At 75.5% G+C, this 15,685-nt stretch carries 14 protein-coding genes, 1 rRNA gene and 1 pseudogene; 12 read left to right on the top strand and 4 right to left on the bottom strand.

Translation table 11 applies throughout. The annotated features are described in order from the left end of the window. From rrf to ACZ34W_RS37315, 3 genes and pseudogenes are all read left to right on the top strand, one after another. A 5S ribosomal RNA gene (rrf, locus tag ACZ34W_RS37325) occupies window positions 1-91 on the top strand; the annotation flags it as partial. 752 nt (window positions 92-843) lie between these two features. Next, a pseudogene (locus ACZ34W_RS37320) lies at window positions 844-1,446 on the top strand (hypothetical protein); the annotation flags it as partial. A gap of 333 nt (window positions 1,447-1,779) precedes the next feature. After that, window positions 1,780-2,667: a tetratricopeptide repeat protein gene (locus tag ACZ34W_RS37315; protein ID WP_465610768.1), complete on the top strand. Its 888-nt coding sequence runs from the start codon at window positions 1,780-1,782 to the stop codon at window positions 2,665-2,667. Window positions 2,668-2,777: 110 nt separating this feature from the next. Here the strand turns inward: ACZ34W_RS37315 and ACZ34W_RS37310 are convergent, their stop codons facing one another. Next, window positions 2,778-4,148 (bottom strand): DUF1015 family protein, encoded by a 1,371-nt coding sequence (locus ACZ34W_RS37310; RefSeq protein ID WP_465610766.1) that lies wholly within the window; start codon window positions 4,146-4,148, stop codon window positions 2,778-2,780. Between the two features lie 172 nt (window positions 4,149-4,320). Between ACZ34W_RS37310 and ACZ34W_RS37305 the strand changes: the two genes are divergently transcribed. Continuing rightward, window positions 4,321-4,998, top strand: a complete 678-nt coding sequence (locus ACZ34W_RS37305; RefSeq protein ID WP_465610764.1) for a tetratricopeptide repeat protein — start codon at window positions 4,321-4,323, stop codon at window positions 4,996-4,998. A gap of 16 nt (window positions 4,999-5,014) precedes the next feature. Beyond that, window positions 5,015-6,058: an HAD-IIA family hydrolase gene (locus ACZ34W_RS37300; RefSeq protein ID WP_329490158.1), complete on the top strand. Its 1,044-nt coding sequence runs from the start codon at window positions 5,015-5,017 to the stop codon at window positions 6,056-6,058. Window positions 6,059-6,150: 92 nt separating this feature from the next. Here ACZ34W_RS37300 and ACZ34W_RS37295 read toward each other — a convergent pair whose 3' ends face one another. Further along, on the bottom strand, window positions 6,151-6,498 hold the full coding sequence (locus tag ACZ34W_RS37295; protein ID WP_465610762.1) for an SCP2 sterol-binding domain-containing protein: 348 nt from the start codon (window positions 6,496-6,498) through the stop codon (window positions 6,151-6,153). Window positions 6,499-6,655: 157 nt separating this feature from the next. Here ACZ34W_RS37295 and ACZ34W_RS37290 point away from each other — a divergent pair, with 157 nt between their 5' ends. The 4 genes from ACZ34W_RS37290 (at window position 6,656) to ACZ34W_RS37275 (ending at window position 9,848) form a co-directional block, all read left to right on the top strand. Continuing rightward, complete coding sequence (locus tag ACZ34W_RS37290) at window positions 6,656-7,576, top strand: hypothetical protein (protein ID WP_465610760.1); 921 nt, start codon at window positions 6,656-6,658, stop codon at window positions 7,574-7,576. Further along, window positions 7,569-7,886 carry a hypothetical protein gene (locus ACZ34W_RS37285; RefSeq protein WP_465610758.1) on the top strand — a complete coding sequence of 106 codons (318 nt, stop codon included), beginning with the start codon at window positions 7,569-7,571 and terminating at the stop codon, window positions 7,884-7,886. The genes ACZ34W_RS37290 and ACZ34W_RS37285 overlap by 8 nt, the downstream gene beginning before the upstream one ends. A gap of 27 nt (window positions 7,887-7,913) precedes the next feature. Next, window positions 7,914-8,720: a TlyA family RNA methyltransferase gene (locus ACZ34W_RS37280; protein WP_329492300.1), complete on the top strand. Its 807-nt coding sequence runs from the start codon at window positions 7,914-7,916 to the stop codon at window positions 8,718-8,720. A 225-nt stretch (window positions 8,721-8,945) separates the two neighbouring features. Further along, entirely contained in the window at window positions 8,946-9,848 is a 903-nt protein-coding gene (locus tag ACZ34W_RS37275; protein WP_329490162.1) for an NAD kinase, read from the top strand. Window positions 9,849-9,913: 65 nt separating this feature from the next. Here the strand turns inward: ACZ34W_RS37275 and yczR are convergent, their stop codons facing one another. After that, a complete protein-coding gene (yczR, locus tag ACZ34W_RS37270; protein WP_465610755.1) occupies window positions 9,914-11,425 on the bottom strand; it encodes a MocR-like transcription factor YczR in 1,512 nt (503 codons plus the stop codon). Window positions 11,426-11,562: 137 nt separating this feature from the next. Between yczR and yczE the strand changes: the two genes are divergently transcribed. From yczE to ACZ34W_RS37255, 3 genes are all read left to right on the top strand, one after another. After that, window positions 11,563-12,258 (top strand): membrane protein YczE, encoded by a 696-nt coding sequence (yczE, locus tag ACZ34W_RS37265; protein ID WP_380391927.1) that lies wholly within the window; start codon window positions 11,563-11,565, stop codon window positions 12,256-12,258. A gap of 76 nt (window positions 12,259-12,334) precedes the next feature. Next, window positions 12,335-14,068 (top strand): DNA repair protein RecN, encoded by a 1,734-nt coding sequence (gene recN, locus ACZ34W_RS37260; RefSeq protein WP_352296144.1) that lies wholly within the window; start codon window positions 12,335-12,337, stop codon window positions 14,066-14,068. A 174-nt stretch (window positions 14,069-14,242) separates the two neighbouring features. After that, complete coding sequence (locus ACZ34W_RS37255; protein WP_465610753.1) at window positions 14,243-15,424, top strand: glycosyltransferase family 4 protein; 1,182 nt, start codon at window positions 14,243-14,245, stop codon at window positions 15,422-15,424. A 78-nt stretch (window positions 15,425-15,502) separates the two neighbouring features. Here ACZ34W_RS37255 and ACZ34W_RS37250 read toward each other — a convergent pair. Further along, window positions 15,503-15,685, bottom strand: a 183-nt coding sequence (locus ACZ34W_RS37250) for a glycoside hydrolase family 15 protein (RefSeq protein ID WP_465610751.1), incomplete at its 5' end; no start/stop codon positions are given.

The following is a 15,685-nucleotide window of genomic DNA, read 5'->3' as shown; positions in this document are numbered from 1 at the left end:
GCCCGGTTACATTCCGAACCCGGAAGCTAAGCCTCACAGCGCCGATGGTACTGCAGGGGGGACCCTGTGGGAGAGTAGGACGCCGCCGAACAATTATTCAAGGCCGCGGCCCCAGCGATTCGCTGGGGCCGCGGCCTTTTTGTTTTTACGCACGTATGCACCCCGGCACGACAGGGGACTTTCGCCCAGGCGCGGGGTCCCGGTCGATGCCGGACAATGGAGATGGTGCTCGGCCAGGAGGCCGGCATCGAACCGCGCGAGGGCAGTGGTGTCGCCTCCATCCGCGGTAGAGCTGAAGCAACAAGAGGAGTCACCACAATGTCGAACCAGCCCCAGGACCGTCCCGAGCGTCGATCGGACGACGGCCGCGGCTACGAGCCCCGGTCTCGTGGGGGCTGGTCCAACGACCGAGGTCCGCGTCGCGACGACCGTGATGACCGTCCGCGCCGTGACGACCGCCCCTCCGGTGGTGGCTTCAACCGTGACCGTGACGACCGTCCGCGTCGTGACGACCGCCCCTCGGGCGGCGGCTTCCGTCGTGACGACCGTCCGTCCGGTGGCGGTGGCGGCGGCTTCCGTCGCGATGACCGCCCGTCCGGTGGTGGCTTCAACCGTGACCGTGATGACCGTCCGCGTCGTGACGACCGCCCCTCGGGCGGCGGCTTCCGTCGTGACGACCGTCCGTCCGGTGGCGGTGGCGGCGGCTTCCGTCGTGACGACCGCCCGTCCGGCGGTGGCTTCAACCGCGACCGCGATGACCGTCCGCGTCGTGACGACCGCCCCTCGGGCGGCGGCTTCCGTCGTGACGACCGTCCGTCCGGTGGCGGTGGCGGCGGTTTCCGTCGCGATGACCGTCCGTCCGGCGGTGGCTTCAACCGCGACCGCGATGACCGTGGCGGTTTCCGTCGCGATGACCGTCCGTCCGGCGGTGGCTTCAACCGTGACCGCGATGACCGTGGCGGTTTCCGTCGCGATGACCGTCCGTCCGGCGGTGGCTTCAACCGTGACCGCGATGACCGTCCGCGTCGTGACGACCGCCCCTCCGGTGGCGGTTTCCGTCGTGACGACCGTCCCTCGGGCGGCGGTTTCAACCGCGACCGTGACGACCGTCCGTCCGGCGGTGGCTTCCGTCGTGACGACCGCCCCTCCGGTGGTGGCTTCCGGCGCGACGACCGTCCCTCGGGCGGTGGCTTCAACCGTGACCGTGATGACCGTCCGCGTCGTGACGACCGTCCCTCCGGCGGCGGTTTCCGTCGTGACGACCGCCCGAGCGGCTTCAACCGTGACCGTGATGACCGTCCGCGCCGTGACGACCGCCCCTCGGGTGGTGGCTTCCGCCGTGACGATCGTCCCTCGGGCGGCGGTTTCAACCGCGACCGTGACGACCGTCCGTCCGGCGGTGGCTTCCGTCGTGACGACCGCCCGAGCGGCTTCAACCGTGACCGTGACGACCGTCCGCGCCGCGACGACCGTCCGTCCGGCGGTGGCTTCAACCGTGACCGTGACGACCGTGGCGGTTTCCGTCGCGACGACCGTCCGTCCGGTGGCGGCGGTTTCCGTCGTGACGACCGCCCGAGCGGCTTCAACCGTGACCGTGACGACCGTCCGCGTCGTGACGACCGCCCCTCCGGTGGTGGCTTCCGCCGTGACGACCGCCCCTCCGGTGGCGGTGGCTACCGCCGTGACGACCGTCCGTCCGGCGGCTACAACCGCGACCGTGACGACCGCGGCGGCCGGGACTACGACGACCGCCGGGGCAACTTCGAGCCCGTCAAGCGGCTGCCGATCCCGGAGGACGTCACCGGCTTCGAGCTGGACGCGGATGTCCGCCAGGAGCTCAAGAGCCTGCCCAAGACGCTCGCCGACGATGTCGCCCGCAACCTGGTGATGGTCGCCCGACTGCTCGACACCGAGCCGGAGGAGGCCTACCAGTACTCGCGCGTCGCGCTGCGGCTCGCGTCCCGCGTGCCCGCCGTCCGTGAGGCGGCCGGCTTCGCGTCGTACATGACCCAGCGCTACTCCGAGGCGCTGACCGAGTTCCGCGCCGCCCGTCGGATGACCGGTCGGGCGGACCTGTGGCCGGTGATGGCGGACTGCGAGCGCGGTCTGGGCCGCCCGGAGCGGGCGCTGGCGATGGCCGGCGAGGCCGAGGTCAAGCAGCTGGACAAGGCCGGTCAGGTCGAGATGCGCCTGGTCGCGGCGGGTGCCCGCGGCGACATGGAGCAGTTCGAGGCGGCGGTGGTCACCCTGCAGAGCCCGGAGCTGGCCTCCAGCGCCGTGCACCCGTGGACCGCGCGCCTGCGGTACGCGTACGCCGAGGCCCTGATCGCGGCCGGCCGGGGCGATGAGGCCCGCGACTGGTTCGCCAAGGCCGCCGAGGCCGACACCGACGGTGCCACCAACGCGTCCGAGCGGCTGGCCGAGATCGACGGCTTGGAGTTCGTCGACGCGCTCGACCCCGAGATCGAGGACGAGGTCGCGCGGGACGAGGCCGAGGACGAGGCTCCGGCCCCGGCTCCGGTGAAGTCGCGCGGCGGCGTGCCGGACGAGCGGGAGATCTTCGAGGACGAGGAAGACGTCGAGGAGTTCTACGACGAGGACGACCTGGAGATCGACGAGGACTTCGACGGCGTGGTGCCGGAGCGGTCCACCGACGCCAAGGGCTGACACGCGCGGCCAGTAGGTGAGTGAGGCCCTGCCGCACCCCGGGAAACTCCGGGGTGCGGCAGGGCCTCACTGCTGTCCGGGCGCGACCGGACGGCCCGGCCGCAGGACGCTCAGCCCAGTTCGAGACTGCGTAGGACCAGCCCGGTGGCCGGCTTCGGGCCGAAGGACGTGGACTTGCGGGGCATGGTGACGCCCTGCTCGGCGAGCCGGCGGACCACGCTCTCGCGCACCGGGTGGAGCAGCACCGCCGTGCCGCCGGTTCGGGCGGCCTCGCGCTCGGCGGACACGGCGGTGTGCAGGTAGCCGATGTCGTCCGGGCCGTCGGGGATCCGCCAGGTGTGGTCGAGCAGGGCGGCGTGCAGCACGGTCGCGTCCAGGTGGCGCCACTCCTCCGGCCGGTCGTGGGGCACGCTGGCGTCGAGCAGGGCCTCCTCGGGCTCGCCGATCAGCCAGTAGACGCCGTCGCCGCCGGTCAGCACGAACCCGTTGCCGCCCTGCCGCTTCTGCTCGGCGAGGGCCTGGAGGGCGGTGGCGAGCGGGCCGGGTACCTCCTTGATCCGCCACTGGTCGCCCAGCTTCTCCAGGGCCGCGGCGATCGGCAGCCGGTACAGCACCCGGTGGATCGCGCGGACCCGCAGCGGGTAGCGGGCGGTGTCGACCAGCAGCACCAGGCCTCGGTCCCAGGGGCTGCGCGGCAGGTGGCGGTGCTCCCGCTGGAGCCGCAGGTACATCTCCCAGCGGTGGTGGCCGTCGGCGATCAGCGCCCGGCAGGTGGCCAGGTCGCGGCTGATCTCGGCGATCCCGGCGGGGTCGGTCACGGCCCACAGCCTGTGGTGGGTGCCGTCGGTGGTGGTCGTGGTGAGCAGCGGGTCGTCGTCGACGGCCCGTTCGATCACCCCGGCGGCGCCCCCGTTGCCCCGGTAGGTGAGCAGCAGCGGTTCGAGATTGGCGCGGGTGGTGCGCATCAGACCGACCCGGTCCGCCACCGGCCGGGGCATCACGTCCTCGTGGGGGAGGACGACGCCGGCCTCGCTGCCGCTGACGGCGAGGGCGCCGATCAGGCCGCGTTGGAGCAGCTCCGGGGAGTCGCCGGTGGCGGGGACCCGCTGCTCGTAGACGTACAGCGCCGGCTCCGGGTCGGCGGCCAGGACCCCCTCGCGCTGCCAGGCGCGCAGCAGCCGGGCGGCGTGCCGGTAGCGGGTGTCGCGGTCGGGCCGGTCGCCGGCGTCCTCGGGTTCGGGGCGCGGCAGGATCAGCCGGACCACGTTGTGCGGGTCGGCGGTCTCCAGATCGAGCCGGCGGCCGGGGTCGACGACGTCGTACGGCGGTGAGGTGACCGCGGCCAGGGCGCCGACCCGGTCGGGGACGTAGCGGAGGCCGCGGAAGGGGGAGAGGGACAGACCTGCGGTGGCGACGTGGCCGGGGTTACCGGGGCCGCCCTGCGGAGACTCCGCTCCGCTTTCTGCACTGGGTGTGCTCATTCTGGGCATCGTAATCGGGTACGCGTTGTTCAGAGATCGGAACACCCGTGCTGGTCCGGAGCGGGCGGGTGTCGTGACCGAGGGCGAGGTACGGCGTGAGAGAGCGCAGTGGGCGGTCGACGCAGCGTTGTGCGTCCCGCGAGGCGGTCGGCGCGGGCGGCGAGGTGGGCGCATGAGTGGTGGACAGGAGCGGTTGGACGGCGGCGGCGGGGCGGACGGCTCCGCGGACGGTGTGGTGAACGGGTCGGCGGGCGCCGGGAGTTCGGGCGAGGGCTTCGACGGCCCCGGGGGCGGGGCGGAGCAGGGCCGGGCCGGGGAGCCCGCGGGGGACGTCTACGAGTGGTTCCGCCGGGGCGGGAAGCTGCTGGCCCAGGGGCATCCGGCGGCCGCCGAGCAGTTGCTGGCGCGGGCGGCCGCGGCGGAGCCGCACTCGCGCAGCATCCGGGAGATGCTGGCGCGGGCGCAGTTCGACGCCGGTTCGTACGCGGCGGCGCTGGAGAACTTCCGGGCGGTGGCCCTGGCCGATCCGTCCGACGACTACGCTCAGTTCGGGTGGGGCGTCTCGGCGGCCCGGCTGGGCGACTTCGAGACGTCCGCCGAGCACCTGGCCCTGGCCGTCGCGATGCGACCGGACACCGACCACTACCGGTCCGCGCTGCGGCAGACCCGGGCGACCTTGGCGGCCCGCGCCGGGGCGTTCGGCCCGCTGCTTCCGGGGGCGCCGGGGTACACCGGACCCCGCCCGTCACCCGGCGGGCTGCCGGCGGCCGCCGACCGGGGCGCGGGGGACGACGAAGTCCCCGGCGGCACGGCCCGGGACGAGACGGATGACGGGAAATCGACGCAGTGAATGAGGTAGCGAAGGCATGACCGAGACGGCCACCACCGAGCGACGGACCGCCCCCGGCGGCAGTGAGCGCCCGCTCACCGAGGCGTACGACACGGCACTGCTGGATCTCGACGGCGTGGTCTACGCCGGGCCCGACGCGATCGACCACGCGGCGGACTCGCTGGCGTCGGCGCGTTCGGCCGGGATGCGGCTGGCGTACGTGACCAACAACGCCTCCCGCCCGCCGCGGGTGGTGGCCGCGCACCTGACCGAGCTGGGGGTGCCGGCCGAGCCGGACGACGTGATCAACTCGGCGCAGGCGGCCGCCCGGGTCGTCGCCGAGAAGGTGCCGGCCGGGTCGAAGGTACTGGTGGTCGGCGGCCTGGGGCTGGAGGAGGCGCTGGCCGAGCGCGGCCTGGTGGCCGTCCGCACGCTGGCCGAGGAGCCGCTCGCGGTGGTGCAGGGCTTCGACGCCTCGGTGGGCTGGACGCACCTGGCGGAGGCCTCCTACGCGGTGCGGAGCGGGCTGCCGTGGGTGGCCTCCAACACCGATCTGACGGTGCCGACCGCGCGCGGGATCGCGCCGGGCAACGGTGCGCTGGTGGCGGCCGTGCGCGCGGCGACGGGTGTGGAGCCCGAGGTGGCGGGCAAGCCGCTGCCGCCGATGCACCGGGAGACCGTCCTGCGGACCGGTGCCGAGCGCCCGCTGGTGGTCGGGGACCGGCTGGACACCGACATCGAGGGCGCGTTCAACGGCGGCGTCGACAGCCTGCTGGTGTTCACCGGGGTCACCACGGCGGCGCAACTGCTGTCGGCGCCGGTGGAGCACCGGCCGACGTACCTCGCGGAGGACCTGCGGGGGCTGCTGGTGGCGCACCCGCCGGTCGCCGTGCGGCCGGGCGGCGGGTTCGGCTGCGGCGGCTGGGTCGTGGTGGCGCAGGACGGGGTGCTGAAGCTGGAGGGCACCGGTTCGGACCGCTGGGACGGCCTGCGGGCGCTCTGCGCGGCGGCCTGGACGGCCCTGGACGCGGACGGCGGTCCGTCGGACGGGCGCAAGGCGCTGGCTGAGTTGGGGTTCTGAGCCCCTGAGCCCCTGGGCCGGCCGGGCGGTCCGCGCGGCCGCCCCACGAACGGGTGCCGGGGCGCGGGCCGGTCGGCCGCCGCGCCGCCCGGTCAGAGCAGTGTGCGCAGCCGCAGCAGGTCGCGGAAGCCGGCCTCCAGCCGGACCCGGCCACTGGCCCAGGCCGCCGCGAAGTTGAGCGTGCCGCCGACCAGGGCGACCAGGTCGTCGCTGCTCATGGTGAGCCGGATCTCGGCTCTCGTGGCGGGCGGGCCGGGTGCCTCGGTGACGTCCTCGATCCGGCCGTCGCGCAGCCGGCCGGTGAAGGTCAGGTCGAGGTCGGTGATCCGGCAGGTGAGGGAGCGGTCGAGGTCGGCCGCCTTGCGGACGTTGCCGGTGGACTTCGCCAGGTTCCGGCTGAGCTGCTCCAGTGCCGTCCGGCACTCCTCGGCGTTGGCCATGGCGGCTGGTCCACTCCCTGTGCGACGGCGGCGGTCACTGCGGGGCCACGGTACCGCAGGCGGGTTTTGGCGGTAGCGTCGTCGGTGGGGTGCCCGGAACCGGTCCGGGTACCGACGGCGACGGAGCGATGCGCGCAGGCGCTAAGGAGGCACCCGGATGCTGCCGAAGACGGTGCGGGGAGCGGTGGAGGTCGCCGCCGGGCTGGTGGAGGAGGTCGGCAAGCGGGTCGTCGGGACGGCGGCCGGGCTGCTGGAGATGAGCGGGGTCGACGTCGCCGAGGTGGAGCGGCGGTTGGGCGGGCCGTTCCCGCCGTCCGCGAAGTCGCTGCAGACCCTGGCCGAGGAGGCGGTGACCGCCGGCCGGGCCGGGGTGGACCTGGCGGTCGGCGTGGCGCGCAGCGAGGTGGAGAAGGCCTTCGAGAAGGTCGGCGACCAGGTGACCAAGGTCGGCGTGGTGCTCGCCTACCTGGAGAGCAAGCTGCGCGAGGTCGAGGAGGAGGCCGTTCCGGCCGCGTCGCCGCAGGAGGAGGAGCCCGGCACGGCGGCGCCGGCGCCCCGCGCCGACGCCCTGTTCGGGCACGGCTGGGAGCTGGACGACGAGCCGGCGGCACCCGCGGCGCGGGTGGGCGGCGAGCCGATAGTGGCCGAGCGGGTCGAGGTCGACGAGCCGGTGGAGACCGATCCGCCGGTGCCGCCGGCGGTGGCGAAGAAGCCGGCGGCGGCCGAGAAGCCCGCCGAGCGGAAGCCCGCGGCGAAGAAGCCGGTGGCGAAGAAGGCCGCCGCGCAGGTGCCCGCCGCGCAGGCGCCCGCAGCGCAGGCGCCCGCCGTGAAGAAGGCCGTCGCCAAGAAGCCCGCCGAGCAGCAGCCCGCCGAGCGGAAGCCCGCCGCCAAGCAGGCCGCGGCGAAGAAGGCTCCCGCGAAGCGGACCGCCGTCAAGAAGACCGCCGCCGCGACCACCGAGCGGGCCGCCGCGAAAAAGGCGGCGCAGGCCGCCGGCCAGGAGCCGCCCGCCAAGAAGCGGACCGCGACCAGGAAGACCACCGTCCGCAAGAGCAGCACCAGGAAGCCCGATGCCTGATCCCGGCCCGGACACCGCCCCCGCGCCCGTCATCCGCCCGGCGGACCCGGCCCGGGACCTCGCCGCGGACTCAGCCGCGGGCGCCGTCCCGGACGCCTTCCTCGGCATCGATGAGCCGCTGCCGCTGGGCGTCGAGCCGACTCCCACCGGCCACCCGGCCGTCGACGCCGCGCTGGCCCGGCTGGAGGCGTTGGACGGGGTGCCGACCGAGGCACACGTCGCGGTGTACGAAGATGTTCACCAGCGGCTGACCGACACGCTGGCCGCGCTCGACCAGGATCGACCCGCTGGGTCCGACCGTTCGCGATGACCCGTAGGAGCTGAAACACCAGTGGCAGTGGCACGACGCCGTCTCGACGCGGAGCTGGTCCGCCGCAAGCTGGCCCGGTCGCGCGAGCACGCGTCCGAGCTGATCGCGGCCGGCCGGGTGACCGTCGGCGGCACCACCGCGACCAAGCCGGCCACCCAGGTGGAGACCGCGGCGGCGGTCGTGGTGGCGAACGACGAGAACGACCCCGACTACGTCTCGCGCGGCGGGCACAAGCTCGCCGGGGCGTTCGCGGCCTTCGTCCCGCAGGGCCTGGTGGTCGAGGGCCGCCGGGCGCTGGACGCGGGCGCCTCCACCGGCGGCTTCACCGACGTGCTGCTGCGCGCCGGGGCGGCCGGCGTGCTGGCGGTGGACGTCGGCTACGGACAGCTCGCGTGGTCGCTGCAGAGCGACGAGCGGGTGACGGTGATGGACCGCACCAACGTGCGCGAGCTGACCCGGGAGCTGATCGGCGGTTCGCCGGTCGACCTGGTGGTCGGCGACCTCTCGTTCATCTCGCTCGGCCTGGTGCTGCCCGCGCTGGCCGGCTGCGCCGCCGAGGACGCGGACCTGGTGCTGATGGTCAAGCCGCAGTTCGAGATCGGCAAGGAGCGGCTGGGCAGCGGCGGCGTGGTGCGCAGCCCGCAGCTGCGCGCCGAGATGATCCGGCAGGTGGCCGGGAAGGCGTGGGAGCAGGGGCTGGGCGTGCGGGCGGTCACCGCGAGCCCGCTGCCGGGGCCGTCGGGGAACGTCGAGTACTTCCTCTGGCTGCGCCGGGACGCCCCGCCGTTGGACCCGGCGGAGGCGGACCGGGCCGTCGCCGAAGGCCCCCGGTAGGGTGCTCTGCGGACGTCCGGTCCGTCATGCTGAGTGACGCGGCCGCACCGGGCCGAGGGCGACCCGGCCGACGTAGGGAGAGGGCAGCGGGCATGAGCGAGCGAACCGTGGGGGTAATCCCGGCCGAGATCCGGGGGAGAGCTGTCGAGGGGTACGCGTCGCCCGCGGCTACCGTGGGGAGACGGGGGCACCTCGGAGCCGTCAGGACGGGCGGAGGGGGCGCGCATGAGTGACGGACGTACGGTCTTCCTGATCGCGCACACCGGCCGGGAGGCCGCGCTGCGCAGCGTCGAGGGCCTGGTGCACGGCCTGCTGAAGGCGGGCATCCGGATCAGGCTGCTCGCGGCCGAGGCGGTCGACCTGGACCTGCCCGACGGCATCGAGCGGGTGGCCGGCGGGCCCGGTGCGGCGGACGGCTGCGAGCTGATCCTGGTCGCCGGCGGCGACGGGACGCTGCTGCGCGGGGCCGAGCTGGCCCGTGAGCACGGGCTGCCGATGCTCGGCATCAACCTGGGCCGGGTGGGCTTCCTCGCGGAGGCCGAGCGGGACGATCTCGCGGTCGTGGTGGAGCGGGTCGTCGACGCCGACTACGAGGTCGAGGAACGGATGACGCTCGACGTGATCGTCCGGACCAACGGCGATGTGGTCCACCAGGACTGGGCGTTGAACGAGGCCTCGATCGAGAAGGCGTCCCGGGAGCGGATGCTGGAGGTGGTGACCGAGGTGGACGGCCGTCCGGTCTCCAACTTCGGCTGCGACGGGGTGGTCTGCGCGACGCCGACCGGTTCGACGGCGTACGCGTTCTCCGGCGGCGGCCCGGTGGTCTGGCCCGAGGTGGAGGCCCTGCTGATGGTGCCGATCAGCGCGCACGCGCTGTTCGCCCGGCCGCTGGTGGCCTCGCCGGACTCGGTGCTGGCGGTCGAGGTGCAGCCGAAGACCCCGCACGGCGTGCTCTGGTGCGACGGGCGGCGCTCGGTGGAGCTGCCGGCCGGGGCCCGGGTGGAGGTCCGCCGGGGGCAGACGCCGGTGCGGCTGGCGCGACTGCACCGCGCGCCGTTCACCGACCGGCTGGTGGCGAAGTTCGCGCTGCCGGTGACGGGTTGGCGCGGCCGGGCCGAGACGCACTGACGGAAGGGCCCGGGCCGCCGGTACCGACCACCGGCGGCCCGGGCCCTTCCCGCCGTGGGCGGCCCTCAGACCGCCAGCGGCTGGCTGTCGTCGCCCGCGCTCCAGCGGCCGCCGTGGGCGGCCCGGGCGGCGACCTCCGCGAGGCGTTCGACGGCGGCGGGCACGGCCGCGGCGGGGAGGGTGAGCGGGATCCGGATGTGGTGCTCGAAGGCCCCGTCCGAGCCGAAGCGGTTGCCCGCCGCGATCCGTACGCCGCCCTGCTCCCCGGCCTGGGCCAGTGCCGCACCGGACAGGCCCCCGGTGGAGACCCAGAGCGCGAGCCCGCCGGGCGGAGCGGCGTAGTGCCAGGCGGGCAGCCGCTCGCGCAGCGCGCGGGCGAAGGCCTCGGCGGTGGAGCGCAGCCGGTCCAGCTGGTGGGCGCGGACGGCCGCCAGCGGCTCGCCGAGCAGCTCGGCGGCGATCAGCTGGTCCAGCACCGGGGCGCCGACGTCGCTGTAGACCCGGGCGGTGGCCAGCCGGCGCACCAGCGCGGGGGCCGCCCGGACCCAGCCGATCCGCAGGCCGCCCCAGAGCAGCTTGCCCGCCGAGCCGACGGTGACCACCTGGGCGGACCGGTCCAGCGCGGCCGTCGGGCGGGGGAGCACGGCGTCCGGCGCGAGGCCCCAGCCGAGCTCGGCGGTGGTCTCGTCGGCCAGCACGATCGTGCCGGCGGCCCGCGCGGCGGCCAGCAGTTCGCGGCGCTGGTCCTCGGGGACGAGGGCGCCGGTGGGGTTGTGGAAGTCCGGGATCACGTAGGCGGCCCTGGGCGTGGCGCCGCGCAGCACCCGGCGCCACTCGGCGAGGTCCCAGGAGGGCTGCCGGGACGGCCCGCCGGGCCAGCCGTAGGGGACGGGCACCAGGCGCGCCTCGCCCAGGCGCAGGGCCTGCAGCGTGTGCGCGTAGCTGGGCGCCTCGACGGCGACCCGGTCGCCGCGGGAGATCAGAGCCTGCCGCACCAGGTGCAGCCCGCCCATCGCGCCGATCGTGATCAGGATCTGGTCGGGGGTGGTCGGCAGGCCGCGCTCGGTGTAGCGCCGGGCCACCGCCTCGCGCAGCACCGGGACGCCGGTGGGGTAGTTGCCGTGCCCGGCGGCGTACGCGGGGAGCTGTTCGACGGCCCGGGCGGCCGCCGCGCCGAGGAAGGGCTGCGGGGCGGGCAGCGCGGCGACCCCGAGGTCCAGCGTGCGGCCCTGCTCGTCCGGCGGGACCGGGTGCAGCGCGTCGCCGGGCGGCGGGGCGCCCTCGGGCAGGGCGGTCCAGCTGCCGGAGCCGCGCCGGCTGTGCAGGTACCCCTCGGCGCGCAGCGCCTCGTACGCGGTGGCCACGGTGGTGCGGCTGAGCCGCAGCGCCAGGGCCAGCTCGCGCTCGGCGGGGAGCCGGGCCCCGACCGGCAGCCGGCCCTCGGTGACCAGCAGCCGGACCTGCCCGGCCAGCGTCCGGTAGGCGGGGCGGCGGGCGGCGGCCGGCTCGGGCAGCCGGGCCGCGTCGAGCAGCCGGGCCAGTGCGGCGGCGGTGACGGTGGTGTGCCAGTCGGCCATGGCTGATCAGTCCACTTGCTCGAAATTGGCCCTGGAAGGGGTCGCTTTGGCCTGTCGATCATGGCAGGGCGGCCATCGAGTCCGCCACCGTCGCGGGCCGGGCCCGTACGGTGCAGCACCACCTGCGGGAGAGCCCGATGGCCACCACGACCACGCGACCGACCACCCCCGCGCCCGCCGTCACGGCGCGGCGCCCCTCCCTCGCCGTCCGCCTGCTCGGCGACACCCACGCCCTCGGCCGCCGCCTCCCGCAACTGCTGGTCGGGCTCTCCCTCTACGGGGCGAGCATGGGGCTGATGCTGCGCTCCGGGCTCGGCCTCGACCCGTGGGACGTCTTCCACCAGGGCCTGCAGCGCACCGCCGGCCTCTCGGTGGGCGCCTGGGTGACCATCTGCGGCGCGCTGGTGCTGCTGCTCTGGATCCCGCTGCGCCAGCGCCCCGGGCTCGGGACCGTGGCCAATGTGCTGATGATCGGCGCGGCGATGGACCTCACCCTCCGGGTGACCGGCACGCCCGGACCGCTGCCGGCCCGGATCGCGCTGATGGTCGGCGCGATCGTGCTGAACGGCCTGGCCACCGGCCTCTACATCGGCGCGCGCTTCGGCCCGGGCCCGCGCGACGGCCTGATGACCGGCCTGCACCGGCGCACCGGCCGGTCGCTGCGGCTGATCCGGACCGGAATCGAACTCACCGTGCTGGCCGCCGGAGTCCTGCTCGGTGGTACCGCGGGCGTCGGCACCGTCGCATACGCGCTGGCCATCGGCCCGCTCGCGCAGATCTTCCTGCCCTGGTGCACCGTGCCCAGCCCCGCCGAAACGCCCCGGAAGGGATGAACTTGAGGGGCGTGGAGTTGCCGCTCGTCGCGCGCCGGGGCCGGAACCTCGTAAGGTCGTCACCGTGTTGGACGAGATGCGGATACGGGATCTAGGGGTCATCGACGATGCGGTGGTCGAACTGGCCCCCGGCTTCACCGCCGTGACCGGTGAGACCGGTGCCGGCAAGACCATGGTGGTGACCAGCCTCGGCCTGTTGCTCGGTGGCCGGGCCGACCCCGCTCTGGTGCGCAACGGCGCCGGACGAGCGGTCGTCGAGGGCCGCCTCGAACTGCCCGAGGGCTCCCCGGCGGCGGTCCGCGCGGTGGAGGCCGGCGCCGAACTCGACGACGGCGCGCTGCTGATCAGCCGGACCGTCTCGGCCGAGGGCCGCTCCCGGGCGTACGTCGGCGGCCGGGCCGTGCCGGTCGGGCTGCTGGCCGAGCTCGGCGAGGACCTGATCGCCGTGCACGGCCAGACCGACCAGCAGCGGCTGCTCCGGCCGGCGCGCCAGCGCGGCGCCCTGGACCGGTACGCGGGCGAGGCGGTGGCCGAGCCGCTGGCCCGCTACCGCGAGGTCTACCGCCGGCTGCGGGAGGTCTCGGCCACCCTGGAGGAGCTGACCACCCGGGCCCGCGAGCGCGCGCAGGAGGCCGACCTGCTGCGCTTCGGCCTGGACGAGGTGGCCGCCGCCGAGCCCGTCGCCGACGAGGACGTCGAACTGGGCGCCGAGGCCGAGCGGCTCGGCCACGCCGACGCGCTCTCCTCCGCCGCCACCCTGGCCCACGCCGCGCTGGCCGGTGACCCCGCCGACCCGGAGGCGCTGGACGCCGGCACCCTGCTGGCCCAGGCCCGCCGCGCCCTGGACGCCGTCCGCCACCATGACGAGCGCCTCGCCGGCCTCGCCGACCGGCTGAACGAGGTCGGCTACCTGCTGGCCGACGTCGCCGGTGACCTGGCCGGCTACGCCGACGACCTGGACGCCGACCCGGTCCGGCTGGCCGCCGTCGAGGACCGCCGGGCCGTCCTGGCCCAGCTGCTGCGCAAGTACGGCGGCCCGGAGAACTCCCTCGCCGAGGTGCTCGCCTGGGCCGACAACGGCTCCGCCCGGCTCGCCGAGCTCGACGGCGACGACGAGCGGATCGACGAACTCGGCGCCCAGGAGACCGCGCTGCGCGCCGAGTTGGCCGAGCTCGCGGGCGAGGTCTCGACCGCCCGGCAGGCCGCCGCCGGCCGCTTCGCCGAGGCCGTCTCCGCCGAGCTCGCCGAACTCGCGATGCCGCACGCCCGGGTGACCTTCGCGATCGCCCAGGTCGACGACCTCTCCGGCATCGAGGTCGACGGCCGCACCGTCGCCTACGGCCCGCACGGCGTGGACGAGGTCGAGGTCCTGCTCGCCCCGCACCCCGGGGCCCAGCCCCGCCCGATCGCCAAGGGCGCCTCCGGCGGTGAGCTGTCCCGGGTGATGCTCGCCGTCGAGGTGGTCTTCGCCGGCGCCGACCCCGTCCCCACGTACCTGTTCGACGAGGTGGACGCCGGCGTCGGCGGCAAGGCCGCGGTCGAGATCGGCCGCCGGCTGGCCAAGTTGGCCGAGTCGGCCCAGGTCGTGGTGGTCACCCACCTGCCGCAGGTCGCCGCCTTCGCCGACCGCCACCTGGTGGTGGTGAAGACCAACGACGGCACCGTGACCCGCAGCGGCGTCAAGGTGCTCAACGACGAAGAGCGGGTGCGCGAGCTCTCCCGGATGCTCGCCGGCCTGGAGGACTCGGAGTTGGGCCGCGCCCACGCCGAGGAACTGCTGGCCGCCGCCCGGGCTCCGCGCCACCGGTAGCCTCCGCCGCCCGGCCCGGCGGCCCTCCGGCGGACCGCGACGCGCCCCCCGTGGCGCCGACTGTCCAAGAGGGCCGCCGACCTGGCATGGTGGCGGCTGGACACTGGCTTTCCAGTCCCGAGCGCCGTCGGCGGGCAATCCTCGCGACGCGGCGCGCGAACCTGATCGAGTCGGATGCGAGACGAAGTGGACCATTCCGCCGCCCGGGCCACCGCGGCCGCCCCAGAACCGGGTCAGCTGCACGTGGTGCTCGTCCTGGCCGCCAGTACCGGCGGCATCGGTGCGCACGTGCGCTCCCTGGCACAGGGCCTGGTCGCGCACGGAGTGACCGTCACGGTCTGCGCGCCCGCCGGTACGGACGCGTTGTTCGGCTTCTCCCGCACCGGAGCCAGGTTCCACCTGGTCGACATCACCCCCACGGCGGGCGCCCGCAGCGACGCCACCGCGATCGGCGAGCTGCGCCGTGCCTTCACCGGCGCCGACGTGGTGCACGCCCACGGCCTGCGGGCCGGGCTGCTGTCGGACCTGGCGCTGCGCACCGCCGGCCGCTTCCCGGGCCTGCGCCCGGAGACCCCCCTGGTGGTCACGTCGCACCACGCGCTGCTGGCCACCGGCATGGAGCGGCGGCTCCAGCGGCTGATGGAGCGCCGGGTGGCCCGGGCCGCCGACCTGGTGCTCGGCGCCTCCTCCGACCTGGTGGCCCGGGCCCGCGAGCTGGGCGCCACCGACGCCCGGCTCGGCCCGGTGGCCGCCCCGCCGGTGCCCGAGGGCCGGCTGGAGCGGGCCGAGGCCCGGGCGGCGCTGCTCGGCGACGGCCCGGACCGTCCGCTGCTGCTGGCGGTCGGCGGACTCGTCCCGCAGAAGGCCTTCGGGGTGCTGCTGGACGCCACCCGCGAGCTGGCCGGGCTGGATCCGCGGCCGCTGCTGCTGATCGCCGGCGACGGCCCCGAGGCCGCCGGGCTGCGTGAGCGGGCGGCCGTGGAGAAGGCCGAGGTCCGGCTGCTCGGCTACCGCACCGACGTGCCGGACCTGCTGGCGGCGGCCGACGTGCTGGTGGTCTCCAGCCGCTGGGAGGCCCGTTCGCTGGCGGTCCAGGAGGCGATGCGGGCCGGCGTCCCGGTGGTGGCCACCGCCGTCGGCGGCATCCCCGAGCTGGTCGGCGACGCCGCCGTGCTGGTCCCGCCCGGTGACGCGGCGGCGCTCGGCCGGGCGGTGCGCGAGCTGCTGGCCGACCCGGAGCGCCGCCGGCGCCTGGTAGCCGCCGGCCGGCAGCAGGCCGAGACCTGGCCGGACGAGGCCGCCACGGTGGCCCAGGTGCTCAGCACCTACGACGAGCTGGTGCAGCGCACCCCGTAGCCGGGCCGAGCGGCCGGTCCGAACCGGGACGGGTGGGACCGGGCCTGCCCGGGCCGTGGCCGCCCGGGCAGGCACCGCTCAGACCGTGGCCTGCTCGACCCGGTCGACGGCCGGGGCGTCCGGCTGGGCGGAGAGGTAGGCCCCGCCGCAGGCGGTCAGCCGCAGCGCGGTGTCGATCAGCGGGACGTGGCTGAAGGCCTGCGGGAAGTTGCCGACCTGGCGCTTCTCCCGCGGGTCCCACTCCTCGGCGAGCAGGCCGAG

It is taken from the genome of Kitasatospora sp. NPDC022856, from assembly GCF_055561235.1.
This window is presented reverse-complemented; position numbering and strand designations above follow the sequence as displayed.

Coding starts and splice junctions, on each gene's coding strand:
- ACZ34W_RS37310 (WP_465610766.1), bottom strand. CDS start 4,148: ATGAGCACACCCAGTGCAGAAAGCGGAGCGGAGTCTCCGCAGGGCGGC.
- ACZ34W_RS37305 (WP_465610764.1), top strand. CDS start 4,321: ATGAGTGGTGGACAGGAGCGGTTGGACGGCGGCGGCGGGGCGGACGGC.
- ACZ34W_RS37300 (WP_329490158.1), top strand. CDS start 5,015: ATGACCGAGACGGCCACCACCGAGCGACGGACCGCCCCCGGCGGCAGT.
- ACZ34W_RS37295 (WP_465610762.1), bottom strand. CDS start 6,498: ATGGCCAACGCCGAGGAGTGCCGGACGGCACTGGAGCAGCTCAGCCGG.
- ACZ34W_RS37290 (WP_465610760.1), top strand. CDS start 6,656: ATGCTGCCGAAGACGGTGCGGGGAGCGGTGGAGGTCGCCGCCGGGCTG.
- ACZ34W_RS37285 (WP_465610758.1), top strand. CDS start 7,569: ATGCCTGATCCCGGCCCGGACACCGCCCCCGCGCCCGTCATCCGCCCG.
- ACZ34W_RS37275 (WP_329490162.1), top strand. CDS start 8,946: ATGAGTGACGGACGTACGGTCTTCCTGATCGCGCACACCGGCCGGGAG.
- yczR (WP_465610755.1), bottom strand. CDS start 11,425: ATGGCCGACTGGCACACCACCGTCACCGCCGCCGCACTGGCCCGGCTG.
- yczE (WP_380391927.1), top strand. CDS start 11,563: ATGGCCACCACGACCACGCGACCGACCACCCCCGCGCCCGCCGTCACG.
- recN (WP_352296144.1), top strand. CDS start 12,335: ATGCGGATACGGGATCTAGGGGTCATCGACGATGCGGTGGTCGAACTG.
- ACZ34W_RS37255 (WP_465610753.1), top strand. CDS start 14,243: ATGCGAGACGAAGTGGACCATTCCGCCGCCCGGGCCACCGCGGCCGCC.